Source organism: Amycolatopsis bartoniae (genome assembly GCF_014191255.1).
Taxonomy (GTDB): Bacteria; Actinomycetota; Actinomycetes; order Mycobacteriales; family Pseudonocardiaceae; genus Amycolatopsis_E; species Amycolatopsis_E bartoniae.
Window position 1 is genome coordinate 695512 of sequence record NZ_JACHWH010000003.1, and the last position, 15314, is coordinate 710825.

The 15314-nt window shown below is 72.6% G+C and carries 15 protein-coding genes; 10 read left to right on the forward strand and 5 right to left on the reverse strand.

Translation table 11 applies throughout. The annotated features are described in order from the left end of the window. The first annotated feature begins 17 nt into the window (after positions 1-17). The 6 genes from FHX82_RS19990 (at position 18) to FHX82_RS20015 (ending at position 5360) form a co-directional block, all read left to right on the forward strand. Positions 18-602 (forward strand): TetR/AcrR family transcriptional regulator, encoded by a 585-nt coding sequence (locus FHX82_RS19990; RefSeq protein WP_145936219.1) that lies wholly within the window; start codon positions 18-20, stop codon positions 600-602. Positions 603-671: 69 nt separating this feature from the next. After that, the gene (locus FHX82_RS19995) at positions 672-1385 is read left to right on the forward strand and encodes a GH25 family lysozyme (protein WP_229880641.1); all 714 of its coding nucleotides are present in this window, start codon (positions 672-674) and stop codon (positions 1383-1385) included. A gap of 57 nt (positions 1386-1442) precedes the next feature. Continuing rightward, positions 1443-2681 carry a cysteine--1-D-myo-inosityl 2-amino-2-deoxy-alpha-D-glucopyranoside ligase gene (gene mshC / locus FHX82_RS20000; protein ID WP_145936218.1) on the forward strand — a complete coding sequence of 413 codons (1239 nt, stop codon included), beginning with the start codon at positions 1443-1445 and terminating at the stop codon, positions 2679-2681. 104 nt (positions 2682-2785) lie between these two features. Beyond that, positions 2786-3358, forward strand: coding sequence for an ArsR/SmtB family transcription factor (locus FHX82_RS20005; RefSeq protein ID WP_145936217.1), 573 nt, complete (start codon positions 2786-2788; stop codon positions 3356-3358). Continuing rightward, positions 3355-4572, forward strand: coding sequence for an MFS transporter (locus tag FHX82_RS20010; protein WP_145936216.1), 1218 nt, complete (start codon positions 3355-3357; stop codon positions 4570-4572). Before FHX82_RS20005 ends, FHX82_RS20010 begins: the two co-directional genes overlap by 4 nt. Then, positions 4536-5360, forward strand: coding sequence for a metallophosphoesterase family protein (locus FHX82_RS20015; RefSeq protein ID WP_145936215.1), 825 nt, complete (start codon positions 4536-4538; stop codon positions 5358-5360). Before FHX82_RS20010 ends, FHX82_RS20015 begins: the two co-directional genes overlap by 37 nt. On the opposite strand, the gene FHX82_RS20020 is transcribed toward FHX82_RS20015, so the two are convergent. Together FHX82_RS20020 and FHX82_RS20025 are read right to left on the reverse strand one after the other, a co-directional pair. Next, positions 5300-6415, reverse strand: coding sequence for an MFS transporter (locus FHX82_RS20020; protein WP_260172214.1), 1116 nt, complete (start codon positions 6413-6415; stop codon positions 5300-5302). The genes FHX82_RS20015 and FHX82_RS20020 overlap by 61 nt on opposite strands. 243 nt (positions 6416-6658) lie before the next feature. After that, complete coding sequence (locus tag FHX82_RS20025) at positions 6659-7567, reverse strand: PAC2 family protein (RefSeq protein ID WP_145936213.1); 909 nt, start codon at positions 7565-7567, stop codon at positions 6659-6661. A gap of 51 nt (positions 7568-7618) precedes the next feature. Here FHX82_RS20025 and metH point away from each other — a divergent pair, with 51 nt between their 5' ends. Both metH and FHX82_RS20035 read left to right on the forward strand, forming a co-directional pair. Next, positions 7619-11158 (forward strand): methionine synthase, encoded by a 3540-nt coding sequence (gene metH, locus FHX82_RS20030; protein ID WP_145936212.1) that lies wholly within the window; start codon positions 7619-7621, stop codon positions 11156-11158. 8 nt (positions 11159-11166) lie between these two features. Then, positions 11167-11853 (forward strand): HAD family hydrolase, encoded by a 687-nt coding sequence (locus FHX82_RS20035; protein WP_145936211.1) that lies wholly within the window; start codon positions 11167-11169, stop codon positions 11851-11853. A 5-nt stretch (positions 11854-11858) separates the two neighbouring features. Here the strand turns inward: FHX82_RS20035 and FHX82_RS20040 are convergent, their stop codons facing one another. Next, entirely contained in the window at positions 11859-12209 is a 351-nt protein-coding gene (locus FHX82_RS20040) for a PASTA domain-containing protein (protein ID WP_145936210.1), read from the reverse strand. Between the two features lie 153 nt (positions 12210-12362). On the opposite strand from FHX82_RS20040, the gene FHX82_RS20045 reads away from it, so the two are divergent. Then, a complete protein-coding gene (locus tag FHX82_RS20045; RefSeq protein WP_145936209.1) occupies positions 12363-12626 on the forward strand; it encodes a phosphoribosyl-ATP diphosphatase in 264 nt (87 codons plus the stop codon). A 14-nt stretch (positions 12627-12640) separates the two neighbouring features. Then, the gene (gene hisG, locus FHX82_RS20050; RefSeq protein WP_145936208.1) at positions 12641-13483 is read left to right on the forward strand and encodes an ATP phosphoribosyltransferase; all 843 of its coding nucleotides are present in this window, start codon (positions 12641-12643) and stop codon (positions 13481-13483) included. 94 nt (positions 13484-13577) lie between these two features. On the opposite strand, the gene FHX82_RS20055 is transcribed toward hisG, so the two are convergent. Beyond that, positions 13578-14402 carry an SDR family oxidoreductase gene (locus tag FHX82_RS20055; RefSeq protein WP_145936207.1) on the reverse strand — a complete coding sequence of 275 codons (825 nt, stop codon included), beginning with the start codon at positions 14400-14402 and terminating at the stop codon, positions 13578-13580. After that, positions 14399-15256 (reverse strand): helix-turn-helix transcriptional regulator, encoded by an 858-nt coding sequence (locus FHX82_RS20060; protein WP_145936206.1) that lies wholly within the window; start codon positions 15254-15256, stop codon positions 14399-14401. Before FHX82_RS20060 ends, FHX82_RS20055 begins: the two co-directional genes overlap by 4 nt. Positions 15257-15314 lie beyond the last annotated feature (58 nt).

A 15314-nucleotide genomic window follows, 5' to 3' on the forward strand; every position in this document is an offset into this window, starting at 1 on the left:
ATCGGTAGTCTCGACACGTGGGTCACCGGGAACAGCTGCTCGCCGCCGCGCGGCGCCTGCTCGAAGAGAAGGGCTACGCGCACATCACCGCGCGCGACCTGGTCTCCGCTTCGGACACCAACCTGCACTCGATCGGTTACCACTTCGGCTCGAAGGCCGGTCTGCTGAACGCCGCGATCGGTGAGGTGTTCGAGGAGTGGACCGACAAGCTCGCGCGCATCGCGATGGCCGACCCGGCGGCGACGCCGGTCGAGCGCGGGCGGCGCGCGTGGGCGGCGATGCTGGACAGCCTGCCCTCGACGCGGAACCTGCTGCTGTCCTATGTGGAGGCACTGGCGCAGGCCGAGCGGACGGTGTCGCTGCGGGAGCAGTTCGCCGGGCAGTACCGCCGGTGCCGGGAGAAGGTCGCGGTGCTCGTCGCGGAGTCGCTGGGCGACGGCACCGATCCGGCGGACCGCCGCTGCCAGGCCGTCGCGAGCTTCGTCATCGCCATCTGCGACGGGCTTTCGGTGCAGTGGCTGCTGGATCCGGCGGGCGCGCCGACGTCGGAGGAGCTGACGGAAGGGCTGGTCGCGATGTGGTCGGCGTCGTTTCCGCGCTGATCACTCGATCGGTCGGATTCGATCTTGTCGCGCGGCTGACCGGGCGGAAGGTGTTCTAGCGTCGCGAGGGTGATTCGCATTATCGGAAGGGTGGCCGCGTTCGCCGCGCTCACCGTGGCGACCACCGTGGTGCCGGTCACGACCGCGCAGGCGACGCAGCAGACCCTCGCCGGGTTCGACATCAGCGAGTCCCAGGGCGTGCCGGACATGGCGGCGGCGAAGGCCGCCGGGGCGGTCTTCGCGTTCGTCAAGGACACCGCGGGGACCGGCTACGTCAACCCGAACTTCCTGGCCCAGTTCCGCGCGGCCAAGGACGCCGGGCTGATCCGCGGGCTCTACCACTACGCCCGGCCGGACGGCGGCTCCGGTGCCGACCAGGCCCGCTACCTCCACGACCACGACGGCAAGTGGTACGCCGACGGGATGTCGCTGCCGCCCGTGCTCGATGTGGAGGACACCCAGGGCGCGGCCCCCTGCTACGGCCTGACCCCGGACGCGATGGTGGCGTGGATCACCGATTTCAGCACCACGCTGCGCGCGCTCGTCGGGCACGTGCCGATCATCTACACGTCCACCCGCTGGTGGAAGGCGTGCACCGGCAACAGCACCGTGTTCTCCGGCAGCCACGTGCTCTGGCTGGCGCGCTACGCGCCCGACCCGGGCGAGCTGCCCGGCGGCTGGAGCCTGGGCTTCTGGCAGTCCGCGACCACCGGCCCGCTGCCCGGCGACCAGGACACGTACTTCGGCACGCTGACCCAGCTGAAGGGCCTGACGACCGGCTGATCACCGCCTTCCCACCGTCCGGAACGGCTCGCGGAACCGGCACTTAGGGTGGAGGGCATGCAGACTTGGTCTTCGGTTTCGGTCCCGCGGGTGCCCGGCACGCCGCGTCCCCTGCGGCTCTTCGACACCTCCACCGGGCAGGTGCGGCCCACGGCGCCGGGCCGGACGGCGACCATGTACGTCTGCGGCATCACCCCCTACGACGCCACGCATCTGGGCCACGCCGCGACGTACCTGGCGTTCGATCTGGTGAACCGCGTGTGGCGGGACAACGGGCACGACGTGCACTACGTGCAGAACGTCACCGACATCGACGAGCCCCTGCTGGAGCGCGCCGAGCGCGACCAGGACGACTGGATCGTGCTGGGGCTGCGGGAGACCGCCCTGTTCCGCGAGGACATGGAGGCGCTGCGGGTGGTGCCGCCGCGGCAGTTCGTCGGCGCGGTGGAGAGCATCCCGGAGATCGTCGAGGTCATCGGCAAGCTCGTGGCGGCGGGGGCGGCCTACCGCGCGGACGACCCGGAGTACCCGGACATCTACTTCGACCACGGCGCGACGGGCCGGTTCGGCTACGAGTCGAACTACGACGAGGCGACCATGACCCGGTTCTTCGCCGAGCGCGGCGGCGACCCGGACCGGGCGGGCAAGCGGCACCCGCTGGACGCGCTGCTGTGGCGCTGCGCGCGGCCGGGGGAGCCGTCGTGGGAGTCCGAGCTGGGCGCGGGACGCCCGGGGTGGCACATCGAGTGCAGCGCGATCGCCGTCAACCGCCTGGGCATGGCCTTCGACGTGCAGGGCGGCGGCTCGGACCTGATCTTCCCGCACCACGAGTACAGCGCCGCGCACGCCGAGGCCGTGGCGGGCACGCACCCGTTCGCGCGGCACTACGTGCACGCGGGCATGATCGGCCTTGACGGGGAGAAGATGTCCAAGTCGCGCGGGAACCTGGTGTTCGTCTCGCGCCTGCGGGCCGACGGCGTGGACGCGGGCGCGATCCGGCTGGCGTTGTTCTCCGGGCACTACCGCGAGGACCGCACGTGGACCCAGGACGTGCTCACCGAGGCCGAGGCGCGCCTGGCGCGCTGGCGGGAGGCCGTTTCGCTGCCCGCGGGGCCGCCGGCGGAGGACACCGTGGCGCGCCTGCGTGACCACCTGTCCGACGACCTGAACACCCCGCAGGCGCTCACGGCCATTGACGCGTGGGCGACGGAGGCGTTGCGCCGCAACGGTTCCGACGCCGAGGCGCCGGGCCTGGTGCGCACGGCGGTGGACGCGCTGCTGGGCGTGCGGCTGTAGTCCCTGCCCGTCCGGCCGGTGGCCGCGCCCATTGACGGCGGGCGCGTTGCCTGCAACTCTGAAAGAAGTCTTTCGAAAGAGTTCTTTCAGAGTTCGGGGGAGCCATGACCGACCTGCCACCGCGCCGCCGCGTGCGGGACGCCGAGCTGATGCGGGCGCTCGCGCACCCGCTGCGCGCGGCGCTGCTGAACTACCTGATGTCGGTGGGCCCGCGGACGGCGAGCGAGTGCGCGACCGCCGTGGACTCCTCGGCCTCGAACTGCAGCTGGCACCTGCGGCAGCTCGCGCAGTGGGGGCTGGTGGAGCGGACGGAGGCGGCGGACGGTCGCGAGCGGCCGTGGCGGGCGATCCCGGTCGGGCTGGACCTGGGCGGACTCACCGGCGCGGAGCAGCAGGCCGTCGCGGGCACCCAGCTGCGGGAGGACGAGGTGCTGGCCCAGCGTTTCCTGGACAGCGTCGACGACCTCGAACCGGAGTGGCAGCAGGCGGCGACGATGAACGCCTACGCCCTGCGGCTCACCCCGCGGGAGCTGGCGGACCTCAACGCCGAGATCGACGCGCTCGTCCGGCCCTACGTCGCGCCCATCCGCACGGATGCCCCCGAGGACGCGAAGGTGGTGCACGCGAGCTGGCGGGCGTTCCTGCGCGTCGAGGCCGACGGAAGGCCGAGCACATGAGCAGCCCCCTCAAAAACCCCGCCTTCGCGCGGTTGTGGGCCGCCGGGCTGTTCGCCGAGTCCGCGGAGTGGATGCTGCAGGTCGCGCTGCCGGTGTTCGTCTACCAGGCGACCGGGTCGGCGAGCTCGACGGCACTGACCATGGTCGCCGGGGTCGTGCCGATGGTGCTGCTGAGCCCGCTCGCCGGGTTCGCCGCCGACCGGTACGACCGGCGCGTGCTGCTGTGCGTGGTCTGCTTCGCGCAGGCGGCCGTCGCCCTGCCGTTGCTGTCCGGCCAGGGCGGCCTGGTCCTCGCGGTGATGGCCGCGCAGTCCGCGCTGGCCTCCCTGTTCGAGCCCGTGCGCAACGCGCTCGTGCCCGCGCTCGTCGGGCCGCACCAGCTGCTCGCCGCGAACGGCCTGATGGGCATGAACAGCAGCGTCGCCCGGCTCGCGGGCAGCTCGCTCGGCGGCGCGGTGCTCGGCTTCGCCGGGCTGGGCTGGGTGATCGCGGTCTACCTCGGGCTGCTGCTGCTCGCGGGAAGCCTCCTGCTGCCGCGGTTCGCCGTGCACACCGTCGCAGCCAGTCCCCGAGGGCGCCTCGGCGGTTTCGCCGACATCGCCCACAACCCGGTCCTGCGCGTGACGGCGGCCACGACCGCGCTGATGTCCGTGGCGCAGGGCATGTTCCTGGTCCTGTTCGTGGTGTTCGTGACCGGCCCGCTCGGGGGCGGCGAGGCCGAGGTGGGCCTGCTGCGCGGAGTCCAGGCCGTCGGCGGGTTCGCCGCCGGTGCCGCGCTCGCCACCGTCGCCCGGCGGACGGGACCGGCGCGGCTGCTCGGCTGGGGCACGTTGGTGCTCGGGCTGCTCTCGCTCGCGATCTGGAACGGGCCGCCGGTCACCACGGCGCTCGCGGTCTACGCTGGGCTGTTCGCCGTCGCCGGCGCGCCTGCGGTGATCACCGGTTCGGGCCTGATGTCGTTGCTGCAGCAGGAGGTCCCGCCCGGACGGCTGGGCCGCGTGTCGAGCACGTTCTTCGCCGGCATGGCCGCGTTCCAGGTCGTGGGGATGCTCGCCGCGGGCGCGCTCACCGGTTCTGTTGGCCTGGGCGGGCTGCTCGACGCGCAGGCGGCGCTGTACGTGATCGCGGGACTGGTCGTGCTGGCCGGTCCGCGCCCGCGGGTGGCTAACGTGGGGGAGTGCCCAGTCTCTACGCCACCAGCGACCTCCACGTGACCCACCGCGGCAACGAACCCCTCGTCGACGACGTGCGCGGCGACTCCCCGGACGACTGGCTGCTCGTCGCCGGCGACGTCGCCGAGAAGGTCGGCGCGGTGGTGGACACCCTCGCGACGCTGCGGGAACGCTTCGCGAAAGTGGTGTGGGTGCCCGGCAACCACGAGCTGTGGACCACCCCGCAGGACGACGTGCCGCTGCGTGGCGAGGAACGCTACCGCCACCTCGTCGACCGCTGCCGCGGACTGGACGTGCTCACGCCCGAGGACGAGTTCCCGGTGTGGGAGCACGGCGAACGCCTGCTGACCGTCGCGCCGCTGTTCGTGCTCTACGACTACAGCTGGCGCACCCCGCAGGCCGAGGACGTCTCGCTCGACGAGGCTCTGGACCAGGCCCGCGAGGCGGGCGTCGTGTGCACCGACGAGTACTTCCTGCACCCGGACCCGCATCCGAGCCGCCACGAGTGGTGCGCGCGGCGGCTCAAGGTGAGCGAGGAACGGCTCGCCGCGATCCCCGAGGACCACGGCACGGTCCTCATGTCGCACTGGCCGCTGCACCGCCACCCCACCGCGCCGCTGTACTGGCCCGAGTTCGCCCTGTGGTGCGGCACGACGCGCACCGAGGACTGGCACGTGCGCTACCGCGCGGAGGTGGCCGTGTTCGGGCACCTGCACATCCCGCGCACGACGTGGGCCGACGGGGTGCGGTTCGAGGAGGTCTCGCTCGGCTACCCGCGCGAGTGGCGCAAGCGGGCGCGCGGCCCGGTGCCGGTGCGGAAGATCCTGTGAGCCAGTAGCGGGGCGGACGCGGCCAGCAGCGCGCCCGGCACCAGGAAACCCAGCGCCGCGTCGTGCCGGTAGAGCCCGGTGAACGCCGCCGGGGACGCCGACATGCCGAGGAACCGCAGCGCGGTCACCACGGAGATCGCGCCGCCGCGGCCGTTCGCCTCGCCGCCGAGCACGAGCGCGTTCACGCCGACCAGGATCAGCTGGCTGCACAGCCCGCCCGCGGCCCACGCGACCACCACCAGCGGCAGCGAGCCCACCACGCCGATCGCGCCGACCGCCACCGCGCCCAGCAGCAGGCCCGCGCACACCGCCGTCCGCGAGCCGAACCGGTCCGCCGCGGACCCGACGAGCCGGGCGGTGGCGAACCCGGCGAACCCGAACGCCGTGAGCACCAGCCCGCGCGCGCCGGGCCCGAGCGCGAACGCATCGTCCACCCGGAACGCCACCAGGAACGGCAGCCCGGCCAGGCACGCCCACGCCACGAAGATCAGCAGTCCCGACCACACCACCACCGGCCGCCACGCGTCCCGCAGCCGCGGCCGCCGCTGCGGGCTCTCCTCGTCCGGCGGCAGCGGGCACGCGGTCAGCACGGCGGCGACCGCGGCGATCCCGGCGAACGCCCAGCGCCACGAGCCCTCCGCGGCCAGCCCGCCGACCAGCGGCGCCGACGTCTGCCCGAGCGCCTGCACCGCCCCGTACAGGCCCAGCGTCCGGCCCAGCCGCTCCTTCGGCGTGACCGACGCGAGCTTGGTCAGCAGCAGCGGGGTGGTGAACGCGTTCGCCACGCCCTGCAGCCCGCGCGAGACCTGGAACAGCCAGAACCAGGGCGCCAACGCGGCGACCGCGGCCACCACGACGTACCCGGCGTAGGCGAAGCGGATCGTGCGCATCGGGCCCCAGCGCTCGCCGAGCGTGCCCGACACGAGCATCACCGCGGCGAACGGCAACAGGTACGCGGTCAGCGACGTCGCCGCGGCGGCCTGCGACACGCCGAAGGTACCGGCGAGCTCGGGCAGCATCGACGACACCACCCCCGCCCCGAAAGGCCCCAGCAAACCGCCGACGTAGAGAGACTGTCTGAGAAGCGGCTTGCGTGGCGGTGCGGGTAGCGGAACCTGAGGAAGCTTCTCGCTCCGGGATCGCCTCCTCATGACCCCCCACCCGCCAGCCCGACCACCACCCCTCACGGACGCTCCGCGACTGCGTCTTTCACCACGTCGGCGCTGTCCTCGCGAGGAACCACCTCAGAACCCGCCGCGGTGCAAGTCGACGGCCCACAGAACATCGAGACGCCCGCCTCACCGGCCGCCAGGGCCCTCCTGGCCGGGGCGGCGCCTGCGCAGGTAGCGCTCGAACTCGGCCGCGATCTTGTCCCCGCTGGACTCGTCGAGCGACATCTCCACCTCGGCGTCGCCGCGCTCCTCCAGCGTGCGCACGTACTCCGAGATCTCCTCGTCCTCCTCGGCCATCTCGGTGACCGTGCGCTGCCACTCCTCGGCCTGCTCCGGCAGCGCGCCGAGCGGGACCTCGACGTCGAGCACGTCCTCCAGCTTGTGCAGCAGCGCGAGGCTCGCCTTGGGCGACGGCGGGTGCGACACGTAGTGCGGCACCGCGGCCCAGATCGAGATCGCCGGGATGCCGGCCTGCACGCAGAAGTCCTGCAGGATCCCGGTGATGCCGGTGGGGCCCTGGTAGCGGCTGCGCTCCAGGCCGAACCGCTCGGCGGCCTCGGCGTCGTACGCGGTGCCGGTGACCGGGACCGGCCGCGTGTGCGCGGTGTCGGCCAGCAGCGCGCCGAGCGTCACGACCGTGGCGACGTCGAGCTGCATGATGTGCTCCAGCAGCTCCTCGCAGAACTTGCGCCAGCGCATGTTCGGCTCCGGCCCCTGCACGAGCACGACGTCGCGGTCGTAGCCCGGCGGGCGGCAGATGGACAGCCGGGTGGTGGGCCACTCGACCCGGCGGGTCACCCCGTCCACCATGCGGACGGTCGGGCGGCTCACCTGGAAGTCGTAGTAGTCGTCGGGGTTGAGTTCCGCCAGGGGCTTCGCGTCCCAGCTCAGCTGCAGGTGTTCGAGCGCCGTGCTGGCCGCGTCACCTGCGTCGTTCCACCCTTCGAACGCGACGACCATCACCGGCCGGGACGTGTCGTCGAGGTCACCGGGCGGCGGGACGGGCTGCGGGATGGCGTCAGCTGGGTCACTCACCCGACCAGCCTACGACCCGCGCGCGAGCCCGGAGACCGTAGCCTGGACGACATGCCGGATCGTCTGTCGTCGCCACTGCTGGATGCCCTGTCCGCTCGCGTCGTCGTGGCCGACGGCGCGATGGGAACCGCACTTCAGGCCCACGATCTGACCCTGGACGACTTCGCCGGGCTGGAGGGCTGCAACGAGATCCTGAACGTGACCCGGCCGGACGTGGTGCGCGGGATCCACCGCGGCTACCTGGAGGCGGGCGCGGAAGCGGTCGAGACGAACACGTTCGGGGCCAACTGGGCCAACCTGGCCGAGTACGACATCGCCGACCGGATCTTCGAGCTGGCCGAGGCCGGGGCGCGGCTGGCGCGGGAGACCGCCGACGAGTTCGGGCAGCGGTTCGTGCTGGGGTCCGTCGGCCCGGGCACGAAGCTGCCGACGCTGGGCCACGCGCCGTACGCGCGGCTGCGGGACGCCTACTTCGACGAGGTCCGCGGCCTGCTCGAAGGCGGCGTGGACGCGGTGCTGGTGGAGACCACGCAGGACATCCTGCAGACGAAGGCGTCGGTGGTGGCGGCGCACCGGGCGATGGAGGCGGTGGGCCGGCGCGTGCCGGTGATCGCGTCGATCACGGTCGAGACCACGGGCACGATGCTGCTGGGCACCGAGGTCGGCGCGGCGCTGGCGGCGCTGGAGCCGCTGGGTGTGGACGTGATCGGGCTGAACTGCGCGACCGGCCCGGCGGAGATGAGCGAGCACCTGCGGACGTTGTCGCGTTCGGCGCGGGTGCCGTTGTCGGTGATGCCGAACGCGGGACTGCCCGAGCTGGGCCCGAACGGTGCGGTGTACCCGCTGACGCCCGACGGGCTGGCGGAGGCGCTGTCGGGGTTCATCACCGAATTCGGCGTCGGGCTGGTGGGCGGCTGCTGCGGGACGACGACCGAGCACATCCGGGCGCTGGCCGCGGCGGTGCGGCAGGTGGCGCGGGCCGAGCGGCGGGTGCGGCCGGAGCCCGGGGTGTCGTCGCTGTACCAGGCGGTGCCGTTCGCGCAGGACGCGTCGGTGCTGATGATCGGCGAGCGCACCAACGCGAACGGGTCGAAGAAGTTCCGCGAGGCGATGCTGGAGGGCCGCTACGAGGATTGCGTCGAGATCGCCCGCGAGCAGACCCGCGACGGGGCGCACCTGCTGGACCTGTGCGTGGACTACGTGGGCCGGGACGGTGCGGCGGACATGGCGGAGCTGGCCGGGCGGCTGGCGACGGCGTCGACGCTGCCGATCATGCTGGACTCCACCGAGCCCGCGGTGATCCAGGCGGGGCTGGAGCGCCTCGGCGGGCGGTGCGCGATCAACTCGGTGAACTACGAGGACGGCGACGGCCCGGACTCGCGGTTCCAGAAGGTCATGCGGCTGGTGCGCGAGCACGGCGCGGCCGTGGTGGCGCTGTGCATCGACGAGGAGGGCCAGGCCCGCACGGCGGAGTGGAAGGTGCGGGTCGCCACCCGGCTGATCGAGGACCTGACCACCAACTGGGGGATGCGGGCCTGCGACATCATCGTCGACTGCCTGACGTTCCCGGTCTCCACCGGGCAGGAGGAGGTCCGCCGCGACGCGCTGGAGACGATCGAGGCGATCCGCGAGCTCAAGCGCCGCTACCCGGAGGTGCAGACCACGCTCGGCGTGTCGAACGTGTCGTTCGGGCTCAACCCCGCGGCCCGGCAGGTGCTCAACTCGGTGTTCCTGCACGAGTGCGTGCAGGCGGGGCTGACCACGGCGATCGTGCACGCGTCGAAGATCCTGCCGATGGCGCGGATCCCGGACGAGCAGCGGGAGGTGGCGCTGGACCTCGTCTACGACCGGCGCCGCGAGGGCTACGACCCGCTGCAGAAGCTGATGGAGCTGTTCGAGGGCGTGTCGGCGGCGTCGTCACGGGAGTCGCGCGCGCAGGAGCTGGCCGCGCTGCCGTTGTTCGAGCGGCTGGAGCGGCGCATCGTGGACGGCGAGCGCACCGGGCTGGAGGCCGACCTCGACGCGGCGATGGCGGAGAAGCCGCCGCTGGAGATCATCAACGACACGCTGTTGTCGGGGATGAAGACCGTCGGGGAGCTGTTCGGGTCCGGGCAGATGCAGCTGCCGTTCGTGCTGCAGTCCGCGGAGGTCATGAAGGCCGCGGTGGGGTACCTGGAGCCGCACATGGAAAAGGATGACTCCGGCGGCAAGGGGCGGATCGTGCTCGCCACCGTGAAGGGCGACGTGCACGACATCGGCAAGAACCTCGTGGACATCATCCTGTCCAACAACGGCTACGAGGTGGTCAACCTCGGCATCAAGCAGCCGATCACCACGATCCTCGACGCGGCCGCGGAGCAGCGCGCGGACGCGATCGGGATGTCCGGGCTGCTGGTCAAGTCCACGGTGATCATGAAGGAGAACCTCGAGGAGATGAACTCCCGGGGCGTCGCCGAGCGCTGGCCCGTGCTGCTGGGCGGCGCGGCGCTGACCCGCACGTACGTGGAGAACGACCTGAGCGAGGTCTACCACGGCGACGTGCACTACGCCCGTGACGCGTTCGAGGGGCTGCGGCTGATGGACACCATCATGGCCGTGCGCCGCGGCGAGGCGCCCGCGGCCGACCCCGAGGCCGAGGCGAAGAAGGCCGAACGCAAGGCGCGCCGGGAGCGGTCGCTGCGCATCGCCGAGGCCCGCAAGGCGGCCGCCGAACCGGTCGAGGTGCCGGCGCGGTCGGACGTGGCGACGGACGTGCCGCTGCCCTCGCCGCCGTTCTGGGGCACCCGGGTGGTCAAGGGCATCCCGGTCGCGGAGTACGCGCAGTACCTCGACGAGCGGGCCACGTTCCTCGGGCAGTGGGGGCTGCGCGGGGCGAAGGGCGGGCAGGGCCCGTCGTACGAGGAGCTGGTGGAGACCGAGGGGCGGCCGCGGCTGCGGTACTGGCTCGACCGGCTCGCCACCGACGGGGTCCTCGCCCACGCCGCCCTGGTCTACGGCTACTTCCCGGCGGTCGCCGAGGGCGACGACCTCGTGGTGCTCAGCGAGCCGCGGCTCGACGCCCCCGAGCGCGCCCGGTTCACCTTCCCGCGGCAGAAGCGCGACCGGTACCTGTGCCTGGCGGACTTCTACCGGCCGCGGGACCTGGCGCTCAAGCAGGGCGAGGTGGACGTGCTGCCGCTGTCGCTGGTCACCATGGGCCAGCCCATCGCGGACTACGCGAACGACCTGTTCGCCGCCGACGCCTACCGCGACTACCTCGAAGTGCACGGCCTCGGCGTGCAGCTCACCGAGGCGCTGGCGGAGTACTGGCACCGCCGCATCCGCCAGGAGCTGCACTTCTCCAGCGGCGCGGCCGTCGCGGACGAGGACCCCGACGCGATCGAGGAGTACTTCAAGCTCGGCTACCGCGGTGCCCGGTTCTCCCTCGGCTACGGCGCCTGCCCCGACCTCGAAGACCGCACCAAGATCATTGACCTGCTCGAACCGGAACGCATCGGGGTGAAGCTGTCGGAGGAGTTCCAGCTCCACCCGGAGCAGTCGACCGACGCGATCGTGTGCCACCACCCCGAAGCGAAGTACTTCAACACCTAAGGAGACACATGTCTGCACCGTCCACAACGGACGGTCTGGCCGGCGTCCTGTGGGACATGGACGGCACGCTGGTCGACTCGGAGAAGCTCTGGGACGTCGCGCTCTACGAGGCGGCCGAGTGGCTCGGCGGCACGCTCAGCGAGGAGCAGCGCCTCACGCTCGTCGGGTCCAACATGGACGCCACGTCGGCCTACCTGCTCGAAGTGACCGGGCACGAGCCCACCGCCGGGCGGATCGCCGACACCGGCGCCTGGATCCGCGAGCGTACGGCGCGGCTGTTCGACGACGAGCTGCCGTGGCGCCCGGGTGCGCGGGAGGCGCTGGCGGCCGTCCGCGAGGGCGGGCTGCCGTCGGCGCTGGTGACGTCGACCGAGCGCGCGCTGACCGAGCTGGCCCTGAACACGATCGGCCGGGAGTTCTTCGACGCCACCGTGTGCGGCGACGAGGTGGACGGGCTGAACAAGCCGCACCCCGAGCCGTACCTGCGCGCGGCCCGCCTGCTGTCCGTCGACCCGGCCCGCTGCGTCGCGGTGGAGGACTCCCAGCCGGGCACGGCGTCCGCCGCGGCGGCCGGGTGCGTGGTGCTGGTGGTGCCGAACGACGTCGCCGTGCCCCCGGGGGAGCGCCGCGTGTTCCGGGACTCGCTGGTGGGCGTGGACGCGGAAACGCTGGCCGCCGTCTTCCGGGACCGCTGAAGACCTCAGCGGTCGCTGTACTTGACCGCGGTCAGGGTGACCACCGTGTCGGGCGGCACCTGCGAGCCGGCGGCCGGGCTCTGCCCCGTCTGCACCCAGTCGCGGTCGAGGATCAGCATCCGCCCGCGCCCGGTGCCGTCGACCTCCCGCAGGTTGTACAGCCCGGCGGCCTGCATGGTGTCCTGGGCGTCCTGGTGGTTCATGCCGCCGACGTCCGGGACGGTGATCAGCCGCGGCGCCGCGCCGCTGGTGGCCGGGGTGGTGACACCCGGATCCCGCCCGTCGGCGGGGCCGCACCCCGCCACGGCCACCGCGGACACCAGCACGCCGAGGGAAAGTCCGATCGTCCTGTGCATGGCGTCCTCTCTCCACGGCGGTCACCCGGAGGTCGCCCCCCGGCTGCGCGGCGTTACGGGGATCCGGCCCCGTTCACCGGGGGGTGTGATCCCGCTCCACCCCGGCGGGGCGGGTCGGCTGCCGCCGCGGCCGGATGGAAGGATCTACAGACCGTGAAGACCTTCGATGAGCTGTTCGCGGAGCTGACCGAGCGGGCGCGGACCCGGCCCGCCGGGTCGGGCACGGTCACCGCACTGGACGCGGGCGTGCACGCGCAGGGCAAGAAGGTGCTCGAAGAGGCCGGTGAGGTCTGGATCGCGGCGGAGCACGAGTCGGACGAGCGGCTGGCGGAGGAGATCTCCCAGCTGCTCTACCGGGTGCAGGTGCTGATGCTCGGCCGCGGGCTGAGCACCGAGGACGTCTACCGCTACTTGTGAGGAAGGGGCAGGGCATGCTGCGGGTTGCGGTGCCGAACAAGGGCGCGCTGGCGGAGCCGGCGTCGGAGATGCTCGGCGAGGCGGGCTACCGCCGCCGACATGACCGCGACCTCACCGTGCTCGACTCCGCCAACGAGGTCGAGTTCTTCTTCCTGCGCCCCAAGGACATCCCGATCTACGTCGGCAACGGCGAGCTGGACCTCGGCATCACCGGCCGGGACCTGGCGATCGACTCCGGCGCGCAGGTCGAGGAGGTGCTGGCGCTCGGCTTCGGCGCCTCGACGTTCCGCTACGCCGCCCCGGCGGGGCAGGACTGGAAGCCCGCCGACCTGGCGGGCAAGCGCGTCGCCACCTCGTTCCCCAACCTGGTGCGCGGCGACCTGGCCACGCACGGGGTCGAGGCCGACGTGATCCGCCTCGACGGGGCCGTCGAGATCTCCGTGCAGCTCGGCGTCGCCGACGCCATCGCGGACGTCGTGGAGACCGGGCGCTCGCTGCGCCAGCACAACCTGGTGGCCTTCGGTGACCCGATCTGCGTCTCCGAGGCGGTGCTCGTGCAGCGCGCCGGAGCCGCGAAGGACAAGCCGAAGTCCCAGCTCGCCGCGCGGCTGCAGGGCGTGGTGTTCGCGCAGCAGTACATGATGCTCGACTACGACTGCCCCCGCGCGCTGCTGGAGCAGGCCATCGCGATCACCCCCGGCCTGGAGTCGCCCACGGTGGCGCCGCTGGCCGACGAGGACTGGGTCGCGGTGCGGGCCATGGTGCCGCGCAAGGAGGTCAACCGGATCATGGACGAGCTGGCGGAGACCGGCGCCAAGGCGGTGCTGGCCTCCGACATCCGCTCGTGCCGCCTGTGACGCGGAGACGGGGGTCCGGAGGAGCCCCGTCACCGGGCCGGCACACGGTCGCAGCCACTTCCTGCGCGACCGCGCGCCGGGCGGTCTGCGGCGGTCAGTTGCCGCCGTGCGCCTCGATCGACAGCTTCTCCCACTCGCGCCACTCCGCGAGGCGGGACTCGTAGTCAGCGGTGGCGATGGCCAGCGGGCCGTCGCCGAAGAACACGCGCAGCGGCGGGTTCTCCGCGTCCACGAGCGCGAGGACCGCCTTGCCGGTGGCCTTCGGGTCACCCGGCTTCGCCACCCGCGACTTGCGCTGCTCGGCGGCGCGCTCGCGCACGGGCTCGTAGTCGGCCAGCGGTGTCGCGTGCTTCGCCGACGGGCCGCCCCAGTCGGTGGAGAAGCCGCCGGGCTCGATGAGCGTGACCTTGATGCCGAAGTAGTCGACCTCCTGGGCCAGCGACTGGCTGAACGCCTCCAGTGCCCACTTCGACGCGTTGTAGATGCCGATGTTCGGGAACGCCGAGATCCCGCCGATCGACGACACCTGCAGGATGTGCCCCGACCGCTGCGCGCGCAGGATCGGCAGCGCCGCCTGCGTGACCCACAGCGCGCCGAACACGTTCGTCTCGAACTGGGCGCGGACCTCGGCCTCGCTCAGCTCCTCGATCAGGCCGAACTGCCCGTACCCGGCGTTGTTGACCACGACGTCCAGCCGTCCGAAGTGGTCGGCCGCCTGCTTCACGGCGGCGAAGTCGGCTTCGCGGTCGTTCACGTCGAGCCGCAGGGGCAGCAGCGCGTCGCCGAAGCGCTCGCGCAGGTCGTCCAGGGTGGCGGTGTCGCGCGCGGTCGCGGCGACGCGGTCCCCGCGCTCCAGCGCGGCGACCGTCCACTCGCGACCGAACCCCTTGGATGCTCCGGTGATGAACCAGACCTTCATGAACTTCCTTTCCCAGCGGGAGTTTCCCTGTTCGGGCCGGCGGGCTCCGCGGCGAGCCCGGCCAGCAGGGTGAGCCCGTCCGCGCTCGGGCTACCCGGTTCGGCGCTGTAGACGAACAACTGCTGCCCGGGGGCGTTCGTCACACCCAGCGCCTGCGAACGCAGCACCAGCTCACCGACGCGCGGATGCCGGAACCGCTTGTGCTCGCTCTTGCGCGGCCGCACCTCGTGCCGCGCCCAGAGGGACGCGAAGGCCGGGCTGCGCACGGTCAGCTCACCGACCACTTCGGACACCCGCGGGTGGTCGGGGAACGCCCCGGAACCCGCGCGCAGGCTCGCGACCGTGCCGCGGGCCACCGAATCCCAGTCTACGTAGAACTCGACCGCCGCGGGGTCGAGGAACACCATGCGGGCCAGGTTGTCGAACCGGGCGAAACCGGAGTACAGCGCGGCCGACAGCGAGTTGGCGGCCAGGACGTCGAGCGCGGGCCCGAGCACGGTCGCGGGCGCGGAGACGGAGTGCTCCATCAGCGTCCACAGCCCGGGATCCACCGTACGGGGCGACACCCGCGCCACCGCCTGCGGCGCGGGCATCGCGAGCCGGAACAGGTGCGCCGCCGCGTCCTCGTCGAGCCGCAGCGCGCGGGCGACGGCGTCGAGCACCTGGTCCGACGGATGCCGTTCCCGGCCCTGTTCGAGCCGGACGTAGTAGTCGGTGCTCACCCCGGCGAGCAGCGCGACCTCTTCGCGGCGCAGTCCCGGCACCCGGCGCTCGCCGTCCTCGGGCAGCCCCGCCTGCCGGGGTGTCACCAGGTTTCGGCGGGCGCGGAGGAACTCACCGAGCTCGTTGTCCATACGTCCGAACGTAACCGCCCGCCGCCGGGACTGCCTGGGTGCGGTCCACCCACCCGGC

Bases quoted from the DNA above. Each gene is read 5' to 3' on its own strand.
- mshC (WP_145936218.1), top strand. From the start codon at position 1,443: ATGCAGACTTGGTCTTCGGTTTCGGTCCCGCGGGTGCCCGGCACGCCG.
- FHX82_RS20005 (WP_145936217.1), top strand. From the start codon at position 2,786: ATGACCGACCTGCCACCGCGCCGCCGCGTGCGGGACGCCGAGCTGATG.
- FHX82_RS20010 (WP_145936216.1), top strand. From the start codon at position 3,355: ATGAGCAGCCCCCTCAAAAACCCCGCCTTCGCGCGGTTGTGGGCCGCC.
- metH (WP_145936212.1), top strand. From the start codon at position 7,619: ATGCCGGATCGTCTGTCGTCGCCACTGCTGGATGCCCTGTCCGCTCGC.
- FHX82_RS20035 (WP_145936211.1), top strand. From the start codon at position 11,167: ATGTCTGCACCGTCCACAACGGACGGTCTGGCCGGCGTCCTGTGGGAC.
- FHX82_RS20040 (WP_145936210.1), bottom strand. From the start codon at position 12,209: ATGCACAGGACGATCGGACTTTCCCTCGGCGTGCTGGTGTCCGCGGTG.
- hisG (WP_145936208.1), top strand. From the start codon at position 12,641: ATGCTGCGGGTTGCGGTGCCGAACAAGGGCGCGCTGGCGGAGCCGGCG.
- FHX82_RS20055 (WP_145936207.1), bottom strand. From the start codon at position 14,402: ATGAAGGTCTGGTTCATCACCGGAGCATCCAAGGGGTTCGGTCGCGAG.
- FHX82_RS20060 (WP_145936206.1), bottom strand. From the start codon at position 15,256: ATGGACAACGAGCTCGGTGAGTTCCTCCGCGCCCGCCGAAACCTGGTG.